Below are 17,606 nucleotides of genomic sequence, written 5' to 3' on the forward strand. Positions count from 1 at the left end.
GCCAAGCAAAAAGGCATTCGGACGCGAGCGGCGTCGGAATGCCTTTGCTGCCTGTTGAAAAACAAGCATTATGGACGGGAGGAAGGCTCCTCGCCGGCCTCGTTTTTGCTTTCCCGTGCAAAATCGGCGATTCGGGCATGAATGGCATCGCGCACCTCGCGGAACTTCGCCATGATCTCCTCTTCCGTTCCCGTCGCCTTGGCTGGATCCTCGAACCCCCAGTGCCATTTGACGACGTCCGGATTGGAAATGGCCGGGCAATGCTCGTCCGCATGCCCGCACAGGGTAATGACATAATCGGCCGCGTTCAGCAAATCCGGATCGATCACATCCGAGCTGTGCCCGCTTATATCGATGCCGGCTTCCTTCATTGCTTGCACCGCGCGGGGATTCAAGCCATGCGCCTCCAGGCCGGCGCTTCTGACGTCGAACCGTCCACTCCCTTCCGCCTTGAGAAAGCCGTCGGCCATCTGGCTGCGGCAGGAGTTGCCGGTACATAAGAAATATACGATCGGTCTAGCGTTCATAGGACGGGATATCCCCTTTCCTTTTTGATTTTGACCTTGCAATCAGCAGCCAGCCGAAGGCTGCAAAGATCAGAACAGCGCCCGCATTCGCAAGCCAGACATGAATGACATTCAAGGACAGGAACGATAGCCACAAATAGAGTCCGGACAGAGTAATGAGCAGCGTCGGAACCGTAAGCGCGATTCCCGTTTTGAAATAATACCCCCAGCCGATGCGCAAGCCTTTGCGGGAAAGGACATGCAGCCAGAGGAGAGTAGCCAGCGAGCCGATCGGCGTAATTTTCGGCCCAAGATTGGAGCCGATGACGTTGGCATATATCATCGCTTCCCGAATGACGCCGCTAGTCTTCGTCGCCTGGATAGCCAGCGCATCGATCATGACCGTCGGAAGATTGTTCATGACGGAGGACAGCACCGCTGCGATGAACCCTGCAGCTATGCTCGTCATCAGCAAGCCTTGCCGGCCGATGGCTTCGAACAAGGAAGTCAGCGAGTCCATCAGCCCTGCATTCCGAAGGCCGTATACGACGACGTACATCCCGATTGAAAAGATGACGATCGACCACGGAGCGCCTTTGACCAGCTTCCGGACATCCACCTCCGGGCTCCTTCGTACGGCTGCCAGAAACAGGAGCGCTATCGCTCCGGCCGGTATGGAAACCGGAACATGCAGCCAGCCGCTGGCAAAGTACGTGATCGGAAGAGCCGCCAGCACGATCCAGGCGAGCTTGAACAGCCGGGGATCCTTGATGGCGTCCCGCGGATTTTTCAGCTCGCCGACCGTATAGCTGCCGCGGATGCTTTTCCGGTAGAACAGGTACAGCACGAGCAGGCTGGCCGCTATGGAGAACAGCGATGGAACGATCATGCGGCTGGCGTATTCGTCAAAAGAGATGCCGAAAAAATCGGCGGAGACGATATTGACGAGATTGCTGACGACAAGCGGCAAGGATGCGGTGTCCGCAATGAAGCCGCTCGCCATGACGAAAGGCAGAACCATCCGATCGTCGAACCGGAGCGCGCGCACCACCGCCAGTACGATCGGAGTCATGATGAGCGCGGCTCCGTCGTTTGCGAACAGAGCCGATACGGCCGCCCCCAGCAATATCATATAAATGAACATGAGCAGGCTGCTTCCGCCGGCCAGCCGAGCCATATGCAGGGCGGACCATTCAAAAAAGCCGATCTCGTCCAAAGCAAGCGAGATCAGGATGATGGCGATGAAAGCCAGCGTCGCGTTCCATACGATTCCCGTTACCGCCGCCACATCCTCGAGGGTAACGACTTGAAAGAGCAAGGCGGCAATCGCTCCCCCGGCGGCCGGCCAGCCGATGCCGAGTCCTTTGGGCTGCCAAATGACGAATAGTAGTGTAATTGCAAATAGAATTGCTGCCGTGATTGCCATCTTTGACCCCTCTTTATTCCCCGCAGCCCTTCAACCGGTTCAGCCGTTCGGTTTGCGGCGGGATGCAGCTTAAAATCGATTCCACATGAGATTTGTCTTCCAGGCTTAAAGAATAGTAGATCCAGGTCCCTCTGCGGGATTCCTTCACGAATCCGGCCTCCTTGAGCTTCCTCAGATGCTGGCTGACGCCAGGCTGGGACAATCCGACCAGCTCGACAAGATCGCACACGCACAACTCCCGCTCCCGAAGGCAGGCAAGGATCATGAGCCTTGATTTGTCCCCCAATAGCTTCAAATGTCCGGTTAATTGTTCCATCCTAGCTTCCACTATGCACCTCCAGCACGAACTTCTCCCGCTATTATATTAGCAATCATTTATATAAACAATTGCTAATATAACTTGCCGTCTTTTTATAGGTTGAAAATTCGGATGAAGTTCATCTTGACCTTGAACATGAGATTGCCTCATCTCACTGGCAAGGGAAGAGTCGACAAATTGAACTCTATTGCTTTGGTTAAAGTAACTCGACATTCCTTATATGCGCACTGCGTCTTGCACATAATCGGAGAAGAATGACTTCTTTCTTCCATGCGTTCAACTGTTCGGACCTTCTTTGGCGGCATAGAAAAATCCCCTCCGATCAACAGCGCCGAGTTCATGATGGCATGAACTCTTTTTTCACTGTCTGCCATGAGGGGATCATATCCTCCTGTCATGCTCATAGAAGATTAAACCAGACCAGCCTCTTTCAAATTAAGGTAACTGACCAGCACCGTTTCGAATGCGGTCAAGTTGCGCAGCTGATCCTGCTCGACTGTCATCCATTCGACCCCGCCGATTTCACAGGCCGCCCGGATCGAGTCGTGGATGCTGACGATGCCGGTTCCGACTGCCGTCCATTTGCCGACCACGTCCGTCCCATAAACATCCTTGATATGTATGGCGGGGACGCGGCCTGCCATTTTGCGCAAGATGTGAGCCGGATCGGCTCCGCCGACTGTTATCCAAGCCACATCCATGCGGAAATACAACGATTTCGGATCGGTATGCTCCGCCAGAATGTCCAGCGCATACAGGCCGTTGAAGGTGGTTTTGAATTCGTGGTCGTGGTTATGGTAGCACAGCTTCAACCCTTCGGCAGCGAGCCGTGCGCCTGCGGCATTGTACAGCTCGGCGTCGCGCAGCAGCTCCTCTTTCGAGTTGCAGGGCGCCCACCATAAGGTGACATGGGAAGTTTCCAAGGACAACGCTTCCTCAATGATTTTGTCGAGGTCGTTGCGCAAATGATCCAAGCTCGCGCTATGAGTGGCTACTTGCAAACCGAGTTCATGAAACCGCCTGACATTGGCTTTCACATCTCCTTGCAGAAGCTCGCCGGCTCCTTCGATGCCTTCATAGCCGATGTCAGCCACGCGCTGCATCGTTCCCCAAAAATCCTTTTCCGCTTCTTCCTTAATCAAGCCGATAAGACCTAGCTTCGGTCTGTTCATTTCGCCCGCTCCTTGTCGTTTTTGTCCTTTGACGGAAAAGCTCCGCTATCAAGCGCGAAGCGCTTTGAGATGGGATAGCTCGGGTTCCTCTTCCGGAACCAGACAGTCGTTGACATTTCGGTACAGGCCTACCATCTGTTCATTCGGCTCGCCGGTCTCTACTGGTGGCTTCCACGACGGGTCTGCACGGCTCGCGGATATCTACATCCCATAACACCGTTATCAAACACAACGATGGCATGCTCGCCTTTCCCGCAGCCGATAAAAGCCACACGATTTGAGTGGCTCATTTCCAATCCTTCCATTTATTCACGCAATGCCGCAGCGGAAACGTACACATACCGCTCGAACCGCGCCATGACATGGCTTTTCTGCGTCGGATGCCGGTCATACAAATAGTCGATAAAATAACCCGGGTGCTCCGAATTTCCTGCGAACATATCGTAATGCAGCGGAATGACCGTGTCGAAGCGAGCTGCGACCGAGAGCTCTGCCGCTTCCCTATAATTCATGTTGCCTACGATATCCCTCGCATTGCGGAATGGGTCGCGCCCGTTGATCGGCAGCATGCCGAGGCCGATCGATTCGGCCTGCAGCAGCTCGATCAGTCCGGGATACACCGTGGTGTCTCCGGCGTGGTACATCGTAACGCCGTTAAGCTCCACGACATAGCCTACGAAGCGATGGTCCAGATCATCATCGTATTCCAGCTCCTCATGGGCGGAGGGCAGCGGTTTGACCCGGAACCCAGGCCCGTTCCACCACTCGTTCGTTCGCGCCGAGATCAGCTTGTCCGGTCGGACTCCGAGCCGGAGCATGTCCTCCCGACAATATCCCGGAGCCATGTAGACCGGGTCGCTGTGGGCTTCGGCCAACGCGGAAACCGTGTCCGGATCCAAATGATCCATATGGTCATGGGTTATGAGCACATACTGTGCATTCGTCATTTGCTGCGGCTTCAGCGGCGGCTCGAACGCCCGATGCGGCGAGGGCGTCAAATACGGATCGATGTAAATGACCACATCCCCTCCCTTGACGACGACGCTGCATTGGCCGAGAAACCATACCGCCAGCATGCCGAACGGTACACGGGTGTCATCGATCTCTTGGATCAGCGCTTCTCCGATTCGTGTCGATGATTGGTTCGTCATAAGCCCAGCCCTCCATTGATATGCAGCTCGGTGCCTGTTACTTGGCTCGATTCATCGGACAATAGATAGACGGTTCCATAGGCCATATCTTCAGGAGTCTGCATGCGGCCGGAAGGTACATGCGTCAATGCCTTCCTATGCAAATCGTCCTCGCTTATGCCCATGTTCTGATGGAGTTCGATTTCCCCTTCGGAAGCTACCCAGCCGACAGTGACCCAGTTCGAGCGGATGCGGTCTCTTCCGTAATGGGCTGCGATGTGGCGGTTCAACGTAAGCATGGCTCCCTTGGAGCAGGAGTAGGCGGCCAACTCTTTTGCGCCCTTGTAGCCGTTCGTCGAGCCCATATGAACGATAGAGCCTCCCCCGGTTTTCTGCATGGATTGAATGGCGTACATGGAGCAGAAGAATGCGCCTTTCATGTTGACGGCAAAAATCGAGTCGAACAGCTCCTCCGACGTATTCACCATCGAGCCTCTTGGGAAAATGCCGGCGTTGTTGACAAGACCGTCAACTCTGCCGTACCTGCCCACCGTCTCATCGATCAGCTGCTTGCATGCCGCTTCCCGGCTGATATCCCCTTGGACAAACAACGCCTCCGCGTCATGGACGTCCTTCATCTCTTTTACAGCTCTGGCGCCGTCCTGCTCATTCCTCCCGCCTACTACTACCGTGGCGCCTTCCATGGCGCACATCATAGCGACTCCCTTGCCGATGCCCTTCGTTCCGCCTGTTACGACGATCACCTTGCCATCAAGCCGTCTCCCCATGTTGATCCCCTTTCAGCGTACAACGCGCCTATTAATCGTTATACAAGTTGGACGTAGGATTCCAACAATGACTGCACAGTCGGAATGTACTTTGGATCGCTGTAGAGTCCCGAATTTCTTCATGATCTCCTTACTAGGGAGAAATTCGGTTCTCAAGGCGACGCGTTTCAGGCCTCAATGCGGTAGGCACGGACCATGGATTCCAACCCGTACCGCGCTGTATCAAGAGCTCCTTTGCCCCCGGAATCGAAATTGACGGCTCCTTGCTACAAATCCAGCTGATTGTATTTCAATCCAAGCGGCAGCGGCGCAGGACGGTCAACCTTCGTTTGGAGATGCACATGCCGGTTCGTCTCCGAAGCCTCTAAGATACCGAGTGAAATGTCCAAAATGTGCTCGGCCAAGCGGCCGCTCGCCCGATTAGGCCGGCCGCTGCGAATCGCATACGCCATATCGGCAACGCCCAGCCCTCGGCTGTCTTCCGTAAATCCGTGCGAAAGCGGAAGCTCCTTTACTTCACCGCTGCGGGACTGGATGGTCAGCAAGCTGCCCAGTCCGGATACAGGACCGAAAAAGTTCGGATCCGGTACTGTCATATTACCTTCGGTACCGAATATTTCCAGCCTCGGCTTGTAGCCGAAGCTTTCCTTGGCAGCTTGCAAGCTTGCAACCGCACCGCTGTGGAAGTCCAGTACGGCCGTAATGTTGGTAGGCGCTTCTACCGGGACGATGTCGCCGCAACGCGGAGATTTGGGGTTCTGAATGATGATTTCATGGCGGAGCTGCTGGGCGGAACCGGTCACTCTCCGAACGGGACCCAGCAAATGGACCAGTGCCGTCAAATAATACGGTCCCATATCCAGTAGAGGGTCGCCGCCGAGCTTCAAGAAATGGTGGAAATTCGGATGCATGCCGGCTTCGGCATTCCCCATAATGATCGTTGCATTCGCGGCATACGGGGTTCCGATCCAGCCTTCATCGATGAGCTTGCGGCAAGTTTGCAGCGCACCGCCCAAGAAGGTATCTGGAGCGCAGCCGACGAGTAGGCCTTTGGACTCCGCAATCGACAGCACCTCTCGTGCATCTTCCCTTGTCAGAGCGAATGGCTTCTCCGTGTATACATGCTTGCCGGCATGGAGCGCCGTGATATTGATCGCCGCATGCGCTGCCGGGGCCGTTAAATTGAGAACGATTTCAATTTCCGGATCGGCAAGCAGCTCGTCGACTGAGCATGCTGCAGGAACGTTGAATTCTTCCGCACGCTTCTTGGCAAGCTCAGGCACCAGATCGGCACATGCGACGAGGTCCACGGCATGATCGAACACTTGCGTCAAATTTTTCAAATAAATTCCGCTGATCATTCCGCAGCCGATGAGGCCTGCTTTTACCCTATGCATCAACATCACCTATTCTTTCTTCGACTTTTTCCATAATAAAGAAATTTTAACGCATTCTTATTCTATCACGGTGTAGCCTGCTTGGCCCTTCTGAAAATGCTCGATCAAACAGCAAATAGAAGCACGCCCATGTGACCCGAGAAAGGGACACTTTGAAAAAGTGCCCTTTCTCGGGTTCTTTGTGTCAGTTCTCATAAGCCCAAGGAAAGCTTGAACCGTTGGTAATATTATTGAGGCGTTAGTCAATCATCAAAAAAACGAAGCAGAATGTTTAGGTCGACTTCGTTTTTTGCTTTCTACTGTTAACCGCAGCGGCTATAGCCGCAATGGCTGCAGGTTTTGCAGCCTTCGACATTGATCAGCGACGCGCTGCCGCAGGAGGGACATAAATCCAGCGACGAAAGCTCTCCTCCGCTCCGCGCTAGAGCAGGCGGAGCTTCAGAAACATCTTCGCTGTCAGCTCTTTGAGAAAGTTGTTGCGATCTCCCAACATCTTCTTCGACAGGATGAGGAAAAGCATGCCCGGCATGCGTCTCCAATGCCTTGGCAACCGCGTCCGCGATCGACTCCACCCGGTTCGCGCCGAAGCCGATTGCGCCCGAGCCGCCGATTCCCTTGAGATGCTTGATCAGAAGCTCGACCTTATGCCCGTGGTCGCCATAACGGAGGAACAGCGAGCATACTCGCCCGAGCGCCTCCGCCATGGCGAATACATCCGAGCCGGCCTTGCCGACGTTGAGGAAGATTTCACCCGGCGTGCCGTCCATGTCGTTGATCGTGATGTACGCCATACCGAACGGCGTATTGATTTTGTACGTGGCGCCGCGAAGAACTTGCGGCCGCTTCCTGTACTCCTTGTCGATGACCGTGCCGGTACCGATGCCCTCATTGCCGGCTCGATGAATACCGCCCTCCGCGGCTGCCGCTGAACTGCTTGCAGCAGTCATCCCGAGGGGCGGCCCAGCCGTTCCAGCCTTGCCACCGCCAAACGGCTCCTTATCCACTGAAAGCGGTGGAACCGCGTCTCGAGCCTCCTCCATTTCAGGCTCAGCGTCTTCCTTCCCCTTCGCCGTGCTCAGCACCTGAGTATCCCGACTGCCGTCGCGGTAGATCGTTACGCCCTTGCAGCCGAGCTCGTAGGCGAGCTCATACAGCCGGGCCGTCTCCTCCACCGTGAAGTCGGCCGGGCAATTGGCCGTCTTGCTGATCGAGCTGTCCACCCAGCGCTGGATCGCGGCCTGGACGCGGATATGCTCCTCCGCCGACAGTTCCATCGCCGTCACGAACGAGTCCGGCAGCTCCTCGCCGGGATGGGCTTCCTTCCACTTCTGCGCGATCGGAACGAGCTGCTTGTCGAAGCCGAGCCGGCTTTGCCGGTAGTATTCAAAGGCAAAATAAGGCTCGATGCCGGTCGAGGTTCCGACCATCGTACCGGTGCTGCCCGTTGGCGCCTGCGTCAGCAAGGTCACGTTCCGGATGCCCCCGCTCCGCACCGCCTCCGCCACCTCCGGGAAAGCCGAGACCATGTTCTTCATGAAGCCGCTCTGCAAGTAGAGCTCGGCATCGAATGCCGGAAAGGAGCCCTTCTCGGCGGCAATGTCCGAGCTGGCCAGATAGGCTTCCCTGGCAATGAAGCGGTATAGGCTATCGAGAAACTCCAGCGATTCGGGGCTTCCATACCGGATGCCGAGCCGGATCATCAGCTCCGCCAGCCCCATCGTGCCGAGGCCGACGCGCCTTTCCTTTTTCTGATTGCGTTCATTTTGCTCGAAGTGGTACGGCGTCTTGTCGATGACATTGTCCAGAAACCGGACGGACCAATGGACGACTCGGCCAAGGTCCTCCCAATCCACATCATGCTTCTCTTCGTCGTAGAACTTCGAGAGGTTGATCGCGGACAGGTTGCACACGCCCCAGCCGGGAAGTCCTTGTTCACCGCAAGGATTCGTGCAGATGATCGGGTTGAAATACCAGCTGTTCGACATCCGGTTGTAGTATTCCATGAACACGACCCCCGGCTCCGCCGACCGCCAGGCCGATTCCATGATCGTCTGCCAGACGTCGCGGGCTCTTACCGTCCGATAACGAGAGACGGTGCCTCCGCGCTCCTTCCATGCGGAGAGATCCCCGTTCCAATGCCCGTCATAATCGGGATGCCTCGTATCCGGGAAGACGAGCTCCCACTCGGCATCCTCCTTGACCGCCTGCATGAAGCCGTTGCTGACGCAGACCGACAGATTGGCGTTCGTCACCTCGCCCATCTTCTGCTTGACCGTAATGAAATCGAGCAGATCCGGATGCCAGTCGTTGATCATGAGCATGAGCGCGCCGCGGCGGCTGCCGCCCTGCTCGATAAGCCCCGTCGCATAGCTGAACAGGCCGCCCCAGGACACCGCTCCGCTGGAGGCGCCGTTCACGCCGGCTACGATCGCCCGCCTCGGCCGCAGCGAGCTGAGATTGATGCCGACGCCCCCGCCGCGGGCCATGATTTCCGTCATTTCCGTCAAAGTCCCCATGATGCCGCCTCTGCTGTCATGAGGGGAGGGAATGACGTAGCAGTTGAACAGAGTCAATTCCTCGCTCGCCCCCGCTCCAGCGGCGATGCGCCCGCCCGGCACGAGCTTCCAGCCGTCCAGGATGCTCCGGAACCGATTCTCCCACAACTCCCGCGCCTCTTCGTTCTCTACGGATGCCATCGCCTTGGCCAGGCGGTCCCACATCTCCTCCGGCGTCCGCTCTGCGGGTAGAGTCAGCTTCTCTACAACCGATTCCACCCGCTCTCCGCTGCGGGTAACAACGGTAACCGAGCGTCCGCTGCGTGCGATGATCTCGCCGACCTCCTTGGCGGGAAACTTCGGATCGTCCTTCGTCAACACGAGCACGGTGTCCCCGACCGCCGCCTCGCCCGGATCGGCCTTCTTCCACGCGTACCGGTCCAGAAATATTTTCTCGCTCAACCCGTTCAGACGTTCGGCCTTCGTGTCCATATGCAGCCAACCTTTCCGTATCCGGCGCGGCCCCTGATTCGCGTTTTCTCCGGGCTGCCGAAATTTAGTAGGCCTATAAAATCAATATCTAGTATCCATTCTTATTATACCCTACAACATATTGGTTTCGCTCCCCATTACTCGACTTTTTTCCTCTCCCTTATTAGAAGCCCTTGCTTGGGGCATACTGGGAACATTCCAAAGCCGAGAGGAGCCGATAACTTGTCGCGCACAACAAGAGAGAACGGACCCGCCAAGCTTCATCCGCTCGTCGACTTCCGCATGGACCGGAGCTGGTTCGACGATCTGCAGGCCCGGCTCGACCGCAATGGCCCTTGGGACGACTGGACGCTCTATCAGCTCGCCATGGAGGCCGAGCAGTCCCGGCGCATCGAGAGCTTCGAGGAGCTGCAGTCGCTGCGCTTCCTGAACGGCCTGGAGCCGATGAAGCATCAGATCGACACGGCGGTCAAGGTGCTGCATGATATGGGCGGACGAGCCATTCTGGCGGATGAGGTCGGACTCGGCAAGACGATCGAAGCCGGACTGGTGCTCAAGGAATACCTGGTGCGCGGTCTCGTGAAGCGCGCGCTTATTCTGGTGCCCGCATCGCTTGTCCTGCAATGGGTCCGGGAGCTCAACAGCAAGTTCGGCATCGCCGCCGTCGCCCAGAAGCGTGCCCACACCTGGAACTATGATGTCGTCGTCGCTTCCATCGATACGGCCAAGCGGGAGCCGCACAGGGATCTGCTGCTCTCCACCGACTACGACATGCTTATCATCGACGAGGCCCATAAGCTCAAGAACAAAAAAACGACGAATTACCAGTTCATTACGCAGCTCCGCAAAAAGTACTGCCTGCTGCTGACCGCCACACCGGTCCAGAACGACCTTGAGGAGCTCTACAATCTCATCACGCTGCTGAAGCCCGGCCAGCTCGGCGGACACGGCGAGTTCTCCTCCAACTTCGTCGTCGGCAAGCGCATGCCCAAGAACGAGGATCAGCTGCAGGAGGCGCTGTCCGGCGTCATGATCCGCAACCGCCGCGGCGAAGGAGATGTGAAATTCACGAAGCGGATCGTCCGCAACATCCCTTTGCACTTGTCCAAGGAAGAGATGGACCTCTACCACGCGGTCACTTCCTTTGTCAAAGAGCGTTATGAGGAAAGCGGAGGCAACCTGACGAGCATGCTGTCGATGGTGACGCTGCAGCGCGAGGTATGCTCGAGCCGCGACTCGGTGTTCCTCACCCTCGTGAACCTGTTCAAGAAGACGGCCGAGGACTCCCCTGTGCGCGGCAAGATCTGGGAGCTGATCGAGGTCATCAAGCAGATCAAGTCCAACACGAAAGCGGAGAAAGCGATGGAGCTCGTGCGGGAAAGCGACGGGAAAGCGATCATTTTCACGGAATACCGCGCGACGCAGGAATATCTGCTCCAGTTTTTCCGCGGCAGCGACATTACCGCCGTCCCTTACCGGGGCGGGATGGGCCGCGGCAAAAAGGACTGGATGATGGATCTGTTCCGCGGCCGCGCGCAAGTCATGATCGCCACGGAAGCAGGCGGAGAAGGCATCAATCTGCAGTTCTGCAGCCGCATCATCAATTTCGACCTGCCCTGGAACCCGATGAGGGTGGAGCAGCGGATCGGCCGTGTGCACCGGCTCGGCCAGACCCAGGATGTCCAGATCTACAATCTGTGCACGATCGGCACGATCGAGGAGCATATCGTCAATCTGCTGCATGAGAAGATCGATATGTTCGAATCCGTCATCGGCGAGCTGGACCATATTCTCGAGAAGTTCGAGAAGGAGGAGAGCATCGAGGAAAGGCTTGCGCGCCTCATGCTGGAGGCGAGCGATCCCGATGTCTTGACCGAGAGCATCGAGAACCTGGGCCGATCGATCAGCAGCATGAGAAGCCGGGCTTCGGAATCCGGCAAGCCCGTCGATTCAGAGGAGACGGCCGGCTCAGCGGCCGCGCGCAAGTATGCGATCAACCGTCTGCTTGACGGGGTCGGACATGTTGTGGAGGTGGATTCGCCATGAATGGAAAGCAAGTGCATCGCTATATCCAGAAGTACGCGGAGGCGACCGGATGCCGGATCGTCGAGAAATCCCCTTCCCATCTGACGGTGAAGCTGTCGCCGCAGGCGGACAGGGAGCTGACGAACCGTCCTTATTACTGGAGCTATGTCGACCGTGCCGGCGTGGAGCCGGAGACGATGACCTATCTGTTCGTGACCGACCGTTCGCGGTACGAGGAGCTTGCAAAAGAGCGCGAGGAAAGCGAGGCCCGGGCGCAGCAGTCCGCGAATCCGATGGAGCAGGCGGCCCAGAGCGCTCTCGGCCGCTCCATCGGATTTGTCCACAGCTCCGTCTCCGGCGTCCGCACGCCCCGAGAGGACATGTATTTCGGCGCGCGCAAGCTCGATCAGCTGTTCGAGGCCGCACGCACGGGAGGCAGCTTCGTCTATTTGTTCCAGGAGCCGGAGCGCCGCTCGCTCCATCCCACGGAATCGGTCGCGTATACGGCTTGGCTCGGAGTCAATCTGCGGGTGGAATTCGCCTGCGACATGAAGCGCGAGGAAATTCATTCCTTCGGCGTTTCTCTCGCGACCGGCGCCGTCGTCGAGCGTTTCCACGAGCGGCTGGTCGACCTCAGGATGACGCCAAGGCTGCCCGCCAATGTGCATACGGCCAAAAACGGCATCACCCTCGGCAAAGCGATGAGCCTGATCGAGTCTTCGCTCGAGCGCAAGCTCAGGGGAGCGGATTTCTCCTGGGCCGAAGCCGCCTCGCGCCGTCTGGAGGAAGAGCTTGGGATCGTCGCCCACTATTACGATCGCCTGCTGGAGTCCGCGGAGGAGGAGCAGCGACCCGCTGTCGAGGAGCAATATGCGACCCGGAAGGAAGAAATCCGCTGGCAGTTCGAGCCCAGGGTAACCGCTTCCTCGATCAACTGCGGCATTTTCCATCTGGAAGGCATCGAGTGACAGCAATCTCCCGGGTCGGCCCGATCTCGCCAATAATAGCGGTCGTTTGCGCGACAGAATGCAGCATTCTTCTCGCGCGGGCCGCTCTACAATCAAGTAGACAAGCTTCGGAATCATGCATGCTGCCACCCTATAGCGGATACGACAGGGGGATGTTGAAAAAATGAGAAGAAGATCTGCAAGCGCCGCATCAACCGCAATCGCGGTTTTGCTTTGCGTCCTGTTCCTGGCGAATGCTGCGGCCCATGCCGCGGCTCCGGCGTCTTCCGCTCCCGGATTGGCGGAACAAGCCGAAGCCTGGCGGGCGGCGCTGTCCGCCCAACCCGAATTTGCCGGCTGGAAGGCGCCCGCGCCGTCATCGAGCCTCTCGGCCCAGGCACCCATTCATGGCTCGTGACCCTGGATAAAGCCGGACGGACAGCCGGCTATATGATTATCAGCGCCAGGCAGCCGAATGGATATTCGCTTGGAGAATACGGGGCGGGTTCCTACCCGCTCTATTCATCCGCCCTGCTTCAAAAGAAGCTCAAGGAGCAGAATGTGGCGGCTGCCGAAATGTCGAGGCTCTACGCCTCGCCTGCCGCAGCAGTATGGCGGATCGTGAGCCGAGACCGCGAAGTCCTCTACGCCGACGCCTGGACAGGAGAAATCCTCCCCCTCTCCGACGGAGACTGGGCCAAGCAGCTGAAAGCCTTGTCCTCATCGGATGCCAGCGCATCCGAAAACGAAAAAAAGACAACGCTGGCGTTGTCTTCCTCGTCTGCGGTACCGCCGACCAAAACGGCGGTAGCGTATGCCCGGACGCTCCGCTCATCCGATCCGATGCAGCGGCTGAGCTGGCTCCTGTCCAAGCCGATCGGCAGCCCGACCCCCGGCTCTCTCTCTTCCATTCTCAAATCGGGACGCCCGCTGGATTACGCATCCGAGCTGTATGGCGGCAAGGTGCTTCAGGTCTGGCAGGCAGCCGGCCTTCACCGCTGGACGACGGGACAAGCCTATGCTTCCTTCGTCAACACGGAATCGGCCGCCAAGCGATACATCACGCTTGAGCAGGCTCTGCTCGCAGGCCATTTCTACCGCGTCTGAGCAGAGAATGCCGAAGCGGATCCCTTTTCAGAGCGGCAATCATCCCTCTTTGCGGCGGAGCCCTCTGAACCAGATCAGCATGCTCATGCCAGGGACGCCGAACCAGCGCGTCAGCCAAGGCTCCTTGGCCTGCTTATGATCGCTGCGCTTCTGCTTGCGTACATCACGGGGCGTTTCCACATAGACAACCAGCTTCTCGGTCATATATTTGATCCAATCTTCAGGGTCCATCGTTGTCGCCTCCTCTTTATGCGCTTAGTATGTCCGATAACTTCTTGGCGCAAACGCGAATAGTCCTGCCTGATTGCGGCAAAGTATAAAGGTTCGGACAACTTTGCCTTATGGAGGATTGCAAATGGATTTGCGATGGATCGCAGCCGCGGCGCTTGCGGCAGCCCTGGTTCTCCAACCGGGGGCAGCGGCAGCCGCTTCCCTTTCCGACTCGCCGGATTCCGATCCTGCCGGTCCCCGGTACAAAGGGGCGCTCCCCTATGCCGAAGTACTCATCGATGCCGGCCATGGGGGCATCGATGGCGGCACTTCCTTTGAGGATGTGCTGGAGAAGGACATCAATCTGGCTGTCGGCAAAAAACTGCTGGCGAGCCTGCAGCAAAAAGGGATCAGCGCCGTCTTGAACCGCAGCTCCGACTACGCGCTCAGCGAGGAGAACCGCTGGCATCCGAGCCGGTCCCGCCATCAGCGGGATTTGTCCCAGCGGCGCCAGCTGACAGAGGAAATCCACACCGGCCTGCTCGTCAGCCTGCATGTGAACTGGTCCCGCAGAGCCGCCGCGCGGGGACCGGTCGTGCTTCATCAAGAGGGCGGCGAAAGCGTGCTGCTGGCGTTATGCATCCAGGACTCCCTGAACCGGCAGCAAAAAACGAATGAGCTGCCCCGTGCGGGCAGCCCATTCTATCTGCTCAATACGGTCAAGCAGCCTGCCGTCATCGTGGAAATGGGCTTCATCAGCAACGAGGGGGACAGGTCCATGCTGACTTCGCGGGAAGGCCAGGAGCAGGTAGCCGAAGCCGTCGCGTCAGGGCTTCGGCAATATAAGCTGCTCTTCCGCTGATGCCGGAACAAGCTCGGACAGCCGGACGAACCGGGTCGTGCCCGCCATGCGGCCGGCTGCCCGGGACAGCTCTCCCGAGGTCATGAGGCCCGGAGTGCCGACATGCCCGATCGTGATGCTGTCCGCCTGACCGGCGGACAGCTTTTTTAATCTTTCCACTTGTCTGGCGATATGGCCGGCTTCATACACATCGTCCAGAAAGACGTCGTTGCGCAGGACGGGAACCCCGATTTCAGCCGCGACTTTCGGCACGACCGTCTTGAAGGTCGTCCGGCTGTCCAGGAAAAAGAGCCCCCGCTCCTTGCATACCTGCAAGACGATCCGCATGATGCGCTCATCGGCCGTAATCTTGCTGCCCATATGGTTGTTCATGCCGGCCGCATGAGGCACATCGTCGATCGCCTTCTGCACCGCGAGGCGAACCTGCTCGTCGGTCATGCTGCTGAACAGCGCTCCCGGCCCCAGCCACTCCGGCTTGCCCTTGTTCGGCTCCATCGGCATATGGACGATGACATCCAGGCCGAGGCCATGCGCCTTCTCCGCGTCGGCATGCGTGGAGGGCATAAAGGGCATGATCGCGGCCGTTATCGGAACCGGCAGCTTGAACATCTCCTCGGTGCCCTTCATGTTGTTGCCGAAGTCGTCAATGACGACGGCCACCCGATGCGGCGGACCCGCCGATACATGCTGCTGCGGCAACAGCCCGATTGCAAGCATGCCGGCCGCCGCGGCTTTCCAGATTGCGTTCCTCATCAATCAGCACCCCCTGAAGGTTTCCCCTTCATTTTGCAGAGAAGAGATGCGTTTTATGTAAGGAGAAAACTGGCCTCTCTTCATATGGCCATCCCTTTGGCCAGAGGCATAACGGCTATAGTTAACTCCAGCCTTTTACTGGAACAAAAAAAGCCTTTCCCCGAAGGGAAAGGCTACGTTATGCGGTCAAGAGGACTTGAACCTCCACGTCATTGCTGACACTAGAACCTGAAACTTGCGCGCTAAAGGGAAGCAAGCGGAAGCTATGTTCCTTTAGAGGAACCAAAAAACCACGAAAAGCCTATAAAATCAAGGGGTTTCGGCGTTTCACGCCACCCTTCCCTAGTGCCACAAGGCGTCTCGTAAATTCATCAAAAAGTGACTGAAATTGCACGTTTGAGAGAACTCGGAGAGAACGATACTCGAATCAGCCCTGCTCCACTACCATCGACAAATTATAGCGGAGCAAGAAATTAAATACCTTTCTTGTGTAAGAAGCCTAATACAATCGCTTGATTAGGTTGTTTCCCTAGTTGACGATTCTTATATAAGAACTTTTCACTAAGTAACTACGATTCTTGTATTTTTACGCACATATGATAAAGCCGTGTATTTTTACCTGAACGATTATGCGTAGTTGTCATGAATCTTATATCAGAGTATGAATAATCTTTATCAGCATTTGTATCAGAAGAGACAAGCATTACTGGATATTCACGTGTTTTAACGTAGTTGCAATACCTATCCCAAAAAGACCCAAAATCTTTAACTTTAACATATGACAAACATACATTGAATGCATTTCCTGTTGTATCGTAAGAATATATCTTGTCAAGATGAACATCAAGATAATTAGTATTTAAGCTATCCAAATTAAGGGCTTCAATAATAGTAAAAGGCATTCTATCGTTTTCAACAAAAATATCAATTTCGCCAGATGATTTACCACTAGCAGAACTTCCGCGTCGAGTTTGGTCTTTTATGCGATATCCGTTTGTCTCCAGTAAATCTGTAATAAAGTCATTACGCTCATCTTCTGTAGTGCTAACGTAAAGCTTACGTGCTTGAAGTTTGATGCAAGCCAAGTAAAGATCACGAATAAATAAATCGGTTAGTGACTCTGTATTTTGTGGAGGCTTGAAGAAAATCTCGTTTGTAATATTTATCACTTTTATTGCATAAATATTTTTACCTTCAATACTAAGTGTACCAAATTCTATTATTGGTTGCTCAGCTAACAAACTGAGTGCCCGTTTAATAGGTTCATCTAATATGAACCCATTACTTATTCCATTAATAGAGTAATTATCTGTATTTTTGCTTACCCCGATTACAATGTAGCCATACCCCTCTGTCATGTTTGACAGAGCAGCAATAAACAAAGCCAAATTTTGCGGTCTGAATTCTACGTTTCTACAAATAAGATTTTTTGAATCAGGGGATTGTAGTAATTGCTTTACTTCATTAATGTCAATCATTTTTCTCTTATGCTCCTAAGTGGAATCTTGTTAACACCAGTCAGCTTTAATATTTTCCCAAATGTAATTTTTTGCGGCTCGCTCTTATCATCTTCAACCCATAATTCACAATCCTTTTCATAGTCAAGCATATCCAACTCAGTATCATAATATAATATTATTTGACCATAATCAGACGGTCGAGTAATTAAATATATTTCAGTACCGTGTTTTTTTATTACGAAGATAGTATTACTAATTCTGATTGGATCTGAAACGTCATATTCCGATTTTTTCTTATCTAAAAATTCAAGGATTTTATTCTTGGAGCGCTCAAGAATATCTTGGACATAGCTGAATAATTCTGAATTGCGTTTAGAATCATGAATAAATTCTGGGCCAAACACATTATTTGCCAGAGCACGATTTAAATCTTCTTCAGTTGAAATACCCCATTGTGCAAGAATTTCCATTGAAATCTCCACCGTTTTACTAGAACTACTTTCAACATTTGAGCGAG

Annotated in this window: 16 protein-coding genes; 4 read left to right on the plus strand and 12 right to left on the minus strand. The window is 55.4% G+C overall.

Translation table 11 applies throughout. The features are described 5' to 3' along the window. Positions 1-68: 68 nt before the first annotated feature. From arsC to BN871_RS18960, 8 genes are all read right to left on the minus strand, one after another. The gene (gene arsC / locus BN871_RS18925) at positions 69-527 is read right to left on the minus strand and encodes an arsenate reductase (thioredoxin) (protein ID WP_048748346.1); all 459 of its coding nucleotides are present in this window, start codon (positions 525-527) and stop codon (positions 69-71) included. Next, complete coding sequence (locus tag BN871_RS18930; RefSeq protein WP_021879775.1) at positions 517-1,932, minus strand: arsenic transporter; 1,416 nt, start codon at positions 1,930-1,932, stop codon at positions 517-519. The genes arsC and BN871_RS18930 overlap by 11 nt, the downstream gene beginning before the upstream one ends. Positions 1,933-1,945: 13 nt before the next feature. Beyond that, positions 1,946-2,248: a metalloregulator ArsR/SmtB family transcription factor gene (locus BN871_RS18935; protein WP_048748362.1), complete on the minus strand. Its 303-nt coding sequence runs from the start codon at positions 2,246-2,248 to the stop codon at positions 1,946-1,948. Positions 2,249-2,661: 413 nt separating this feature from the next. Beyond that, complete coding sequence (locus BN871_RS18940) at positions 2,662-3,423, minus strand: sugar phosphate isomerase/epimerase (protein ID WP_021879777.1); 762 nt, start codon at positions 3,421-3,423, stop codon at positions 2,662-2,664. Between the two features lie 305 nt (positions 3,424-3,728). Then, positions 3,729-4,574 (minus strand): MBL fold metallo-hydrolase, encoded by an 846-nt coding sequence (locus tag BN871_RS18945; RefSeq protein ID WP_048748347.1) that lies wholly within the window; start codon positions 4,572-4,574, stop codon positions 3,729-3,731. Then, positions 4,571-5,341, minus strand: a complete 771-nt coding sequence (locus tag BN871_RS18950) for an SDR family NAD(P)-dependent oxidoreductase (protein WP_048748348.1) — start codon at positions 5,339-5,341, stop codon at positions 4,571-4,573. The genes BN871_RS18945 and BN871_RS18950 overlap by 4 nt, the downstream gene beginning before the upstream one ends. A gap of 266 nt (positions 5,342-5,607) precedes the next feature. Further along, entirely contained in the window at positions 5,608-6,738 is a 1,131-nt protein-coding gene (locus tag BN871_RS18955) for a Gfo/Idh/MocA family protein (protein WP_048748363.1), read from the minus strand. Positions 6,739-7,040: 302 nt separating this feature from the next. Next, positions 7,041-9,725, minus strand: coding sequence for an adenosylcobalamin-dependent ribonucleoside-diphosphate reductase (locus BN871_RS18960; RefSeq protein ID WP_048748349.1), 2,685 nt, complete (start codon positions 9,723-9,725; stop codon positions 7,041-7,043). 282 nt (positions 9,726-10,007) lie between these two features. Here BN871_RS18960 and BN871_RS18965 point away from each other — a divergent pair, with 282 nt between their 5' ends. The 3 genes from BN871_RS18965 (at position 10,008) to BN871_RS18975 (ending at position 13,804) form a co-directional block, all read left to right on the plus strand. Beyond that, positions 10,008-11,771 carry a DEAD/DEAH box helicase gene (locus tag BN871_RS18965; RefSeq protein ID WP_048748364.1) on the plus strand — a complete coding sequence of 588 codons (1,764 nt, stop codon included), beginning with the start codon at positions 10,008-10,010 and terminating at the stop codon, positions 11,769-11,771. Continuing rightward, positions 11,768-12,718, plus strand: coding sequence for a YqhG family protein (locus BN871_RS18970; protein ID WP_021879782.1), 951 nt, complete (start codon positions 11,768-11,770; stop codon positions 12,716-12,718). Before BN871_RS18965 ends, BN871_RS18970 begins: the two co-directional genes overlap by 4 nt. A gap of 213 nt (positions 12,719-12,931) precedes the next feature. Then, complete coding sequence (locus BN871_RS18975) at positions 12,932-13,804, plus strand: hypothetical protein (RefSeq protein WP_048748350.1); 873 nt, start codon at positions 12,932-12,934, stop codon at positions 13,802-13,804. A gap of 39 nt (positions 13,805-13,843) precedes the next feature. Here the strand turns inward: BN871_RS18975 and BN871_RS18980 are convergent, their stop codons facing one another. Further along, positions 13,844-14,035: a YqzE family protein gene (locus BN871_RS18980; RefSeq protein ID WP_048748351.1), complete on the minus strand. Its 192-nt coding sequence runs from the start codon at positions 14,033-14,035 to the stop codon at positions 13,844-13,846. A 124-nt stretch (positions 14,036-14,159) separates the two neighbouring features. Here BN871_RS18980 and BN871_RS18985 point away from each other — a divergent pair, with 124 nt between their 5' ends. Continuing rightward, positions 14,160-14,876, plus strand: a complete 717-nt coding sequence (locus tag BN871_RS18985) for an N-acetylmuramoyl-L-alanine amidase (protein ID WP_048748352.1) — start codon at positions 14,160-14,162, stop codon at positions 14,874-14,876. On the opposite strand, the gene BN871_RS18990 is transcribed toward BN871_RS18985, so the two are convergent. From BN871_RS18990 to BN871_RS18995, 3 genes are all read right to left on the minus strand, one after another. Continuing rightward, a complete protein-coding gene (locus BN871_RS18990; protein ID WP_048748353.1) occupies positions 14,841-15,629 on the minus strand; it encodes a divergent polysaccharide deacetylase family protein in 789 nt (262 codons plus the stop codon). The two genes, BN871_RS18985 and BN871_RS18990, sit on opposite strands and share 36 nt — an antisense overlap. A 569-nt stretch (positions 15,630-16,198) precedes the next feature. Beyond that, positions 16,199-17,107, minus strand: coding sequence for a helix-turn-helix domain-containing protein (locus BN871_RS27060; RefSeq protein WP_021877435.1), 909 nt, complete (start codon positions 17,105-17,107; stop codon positions 16,199-16,201). Then, the coding region (locus tag BN871_RS18995; RefSeq protein ID WP_232313180.1) for a hypothetical protein at positions 17,104-17,606 on the minus strand (503 nt) is incomplete at its 5' end. The genes BN871_RS27060 and BN871_RS18995, both read right to left, overlap by 4 nt.

The organism is Paenibacillus sp. P22 (genome assembly GCF_000469945.2).
Taxonomy (GTDB): Bacteria; Bacillota; Bacilli; order Paenibacillales; family Paenibacillaceae; genus Paenibacillus_O; species Paenibacillus_O humicus.

Coding starts and splice junctions, on each gene's coding strand:
- BN871_RS18965 (WP_048748364.1), top strand. CDS start 10,008: ATGGACCGGAGCTGGTTCGACGATCTGCAGGCCCGGCTCGACCGCAAT.
- BN871_RS18980 (WP_048748351.1), bottom strand. CDS start 14,035: ATGGACCCTGAAGATTGGATCAAATATATGACCGAGAAGCTGGTTGTC.
- BN871_RS18950 (WP_048748348.1), bottom strand. CDS start 5,341: ATGGGGAGACGGCTTGATGGCAAGGTGATCGTCGTAACAGGCGGAACG.
- BN871_RS18935 (WP_048748362.1), bottom strand. CDS start 2,248: ATGGAACAATTAACCGGACATTTGAAGCTATTGGGGGACAAATCAAGG.
- BN871_RS18930 (WP_021879775.1), bottom strand. CDS start 1,932: ATGGCAATCACGGCAGCAATTCTATTTGCAATTACACTACTATTCGTC.
- BN871_RS18970 (WP_021879782.1), top strand. CDS start 11,768: ATGAATGGAAAGCAAGTGCATCGCTATATCCAGAAGTACGCGGAGGCG.
- BN871_RS18945 (WP_048748347.1), bottom strand. CDS start 4,574: ATGACGAACCAATCATCGACACGAATCGGAGAAGCGCTGATCCAAGAG.
- BN871_RS18985 (WP_048748352.1), top strand. CDS start 14,160: ATGGATTTGCGATGGATCGCAGCCGCGGCGCTTGCGGCAGCCCTGGTT.
- BN871_RS27060 (WP_021877435.1), bottom strand. CDS start 17,107: ATGATTGACATTAATGAAGTAAAGCAATTACTACAATCCCCTGATTCA.
- BN871_RS18960 (WP_048748349.1), bottom strand. CDS start 9,725: ATGGACACGAAGGCCGAACGTCTGAACGGGTTGAGCGAGAAAATATTT.
- BN871_RS18990 (WP_048748353.1), bottom strand. CDS start 15,629: ATGAGGAACGCAATCTGGAAAGCCGCGGCGGCCGGCATGCTTGCAATC.
- BN871_RS18955 (WP_048748363.1), bottom strand. CDS start 6,738: ATGCATAGGGTAAAAGCAGGCCTCATCGGCTGCGGAATGATCAGCGGA.
- arsC (WP_048748346.1), bottom strand. CDS start 527: ATGAACGCTAGACCGATCGTATATTTCTTATGTACCGGCAACTCCTGC.
- BN871_RS18940 (WP_021879777.1), bottom strand. CDS start 3,423: ATGAACAGACCGAAGCTAGGTCTTATCGGCTTGATTAAGGAAGAAGCG.